At 26.5% G+C, this 2,528-nt stretch carries 3 protein-coding genes; all 3 read left to right on the top strand.

Annotated features, from left to right (window positions below):
• On the top strand, window positions 1-812 hold an 812-nt coding region (locus tag ABY298_RS15960; RefSeq protein ID WP_372747035.1), incomplete at its 5' end, for a site-specific integrase.
• A gap of 116 nt (window positions 813-928) precedes the next feature.
• Window positions 929-1,762: an RteC domain-containing protein gene (locus ABY298_RS15955; RefSeq protein WP_372747034.1), complete on the top strand. Its 834-nt coding sequence runs from the start codon at window positions 929-931 to the stop codon at window positions 1,760-1,762.
• 229 nt (window positions 1,763-1,991) lie between these two features.
• Window positions 1,992-2,270, top strand: coding sequence for a helix-turn-helix domain-containing protein (locus ABY298_RS15950; protein ID WP_090224152.1), 279 nt, complete (start codon window positions 1,992-1,994; stop codon window positions 2,268-2,270).
• The last annotated feature ends 258 nt before the right edge of the window (window positions 2,271-2,528 follow it).

Genomic DNA, 2,528 nt, shown 5'->3' with positions numbered 1-2,528 from the left:
ACAAGGTAAATGATATTGCGGTTACAGAAGTGGACCATAAATTTATTACAGGTTTTGAATATTATTTAAAGACAGAAAGAAATTGTGCACATAATACAGCTATAAAATACATCACTAATTTTAAAAAAGTTATAAGAATTGCCTATGCTAATGGTTGGATAACAAAGGATCCATTTTTCAATTGGAAAGCACGTTTAAAAACAGTTGACAGACAGTTTTTATCAGAGTTGGAAATTGAAGACTTGATAAATAAGCAATTTGATATTCCTAGATTAGAACAAGTGCGCGATTTATTTATATTTAGTTGTTTTACTGGATTAGCTTATGCTGATGTTCAAAAATTGAAAAAGGAAAATATTGTAATTGGTATTGATGGCAATAAATGGATTAATACAAAAAGGAAAAAAACAGATACCATAAGTAATATACCATTGCTACCTACATCATTAGCCATTATTGAAAAATATCAAACTCATAAAAATATAGTTAATAGTGATAAACTTCTTCCGGTATTAAGCAATCAAAAAATGAATGCTTACCTAAAAGAAATTTCAGATTTATGTGGAATCACAAAAAACTTAACCTTCCATTTAGCACGTCATACGTTTGCGACTACAATTACTTTAACAAATGGAGTGCCTATTGAATCTGTGAGTAAAATGTTAGGGCATAAATCCTTAAAAACAACGCAGCATTATGCTAAAATAATTGACAGAAAAGTAAGTGATGATATGAATGTTTTAAAAGAAAAACTCAATATTGGTAAAAAGAACATATCAGATTCTTCAGAAAAAAATAAAAAATCAATTTAATTAACAAAAAGAGTGGTTAAAACAATATAATTTGGTTGAATAATTAAGTTTTTAGTTAACTTTAAGGCTTTTTATTAAAAAAAAGGATTTTAAAAACTTAATTAATTGCAATAATTGTGAAGAAAAAATATGCTATTGTTATAGCTACTTTAGAAAAAGATTTAAAAAATATTCAATCCAAAAACTATGAAATTGTTACTACATCAGAAGAATGCGTTCATTTAATTCGTAATAGTTTAAGCGAATTTAGAAACCTTATTATTTCAAATGGATTCAATTCGGAGGAAGATGAAATTGATTTTTTTAAAAACATCAAACCAAAAGTAGTTTCAAAATTAATTTACTACGGTAAACTATTTCAAATTGAAAGTAAGCGTCCAAAGGGAAGTGCAAAAACACAAAAGAAATATTTTGAAAATCAAATTTCAAAATGCCAAGAATACTTTAATGAGAATCATTTGTTCTATTTATACTTTAAAGGAGGAGAAACCTACTCTGATGAACAGTATTTTTTAAGAAATAATAAAAATATTCGGACTCAATTCGACTGCTCAGGCTCCTTTATCGATGAATTTTTTTCAACAAGTCTAGATTCTACCTATTCAAAATTTATAGCTTATGAAATGTTAATTCAATATTTCCATTTTGAAATTGATAAACTTTCATCAAATAATGGGATTTCATTAAGCTTAAATTCAGGTTTAACCTGGACAGGGCGAAAAATTAGCTTGATAGAATTAACGTATGCGCTTGATGGTTTAGGGGTAATTAATAATGGAAATGTAGATATTAAAGAAATTGCCAAAGGTATGGAGCTACTTTTTAATATTGATCTGGGCGATTATTACAGAGCATTTTTGGAAATTAAAGCAAGAAAATTAAACAATACTAAGTTTATCGATACCCTAAAAAGTAACTTATTGCGTCGCATAGAAAAATCTGACAAATAAACACCCAAGTTGGGTAAAAAAAGTTAAAAAAATATTATTTGATATTATTTGTTGTTTAATTAAATGTAATTTTTTAACACATTTATTAAACTATAATAAATTGTAGTATCTAAAATGTTTAAAAAATCAATAACAACTTGTGATTTTTAATGAATTATACTTTTCATATTTGCCTAACAAAAATAAGTAAAAACCTACTTTTTTAAGTATAATTTAAAAATTTTAAAAAATGGCATCGAAAATTATTACACCAGAAGACTTAAATGAATTTAAAGTCGATTTGTTAAGTGACATTAAAGAATTGATTTGTAAAAAATCAAAAGCTCCTGAAAAAAAATGGTTAAAATCACCTGAAGTAAAAAAGCTTTTAGGGCTTTCTTCTGGAACCTTGCAAAACCTTAGAATAAACGGAACGCTACCTTACACAAAAATTGGTGGTGTAATTTATTACGACTATGAACAAATAATGAAAGTGTTAGAAGAAAATATGGTGAATACTTCAAATTAATTTATTCCTACATCCCTTGCTTTAATTCTAATTCAAGGGATTTCAATTAAATATAACGTAAGTATACTATTGATTTTGATTAATAATCAAAACTCAATCAGACTACTATAACCATTAATTAAGGACTATGAACTACATCAAACACCTCAACGGAGTCTATATTCAATTTTCCAAAGACAATCGCTTAAATCCAACGCATATCAGTTTGTACATAGCTTTATTTCAATTATGGAATTACAATCGATTTCCTGCAGAATT

Source organism: Lutibacter sp., assembly GCF_041596795.1.
Lineage (GTDB): Bacteria > Bacteroidota > Bacteroidia > Flavobacteriales > Flavobacteriaceae > Lutibacter.
The sequence above is the reverse complement of the archived record's forward strand: the minus strand, read 5'-3'. Positions and strand labels throughout refer to the sequence as shown.

Excerpts from the sequence above, each read along its gene's own strand:
- ABY298_RS15950 (WP_090224152.1), top strand. The coding sequence starts at position 1,992 with ATGGCATCGAAAATTATTACACCAGAAGACTTAAATGAATTTAAAGTC.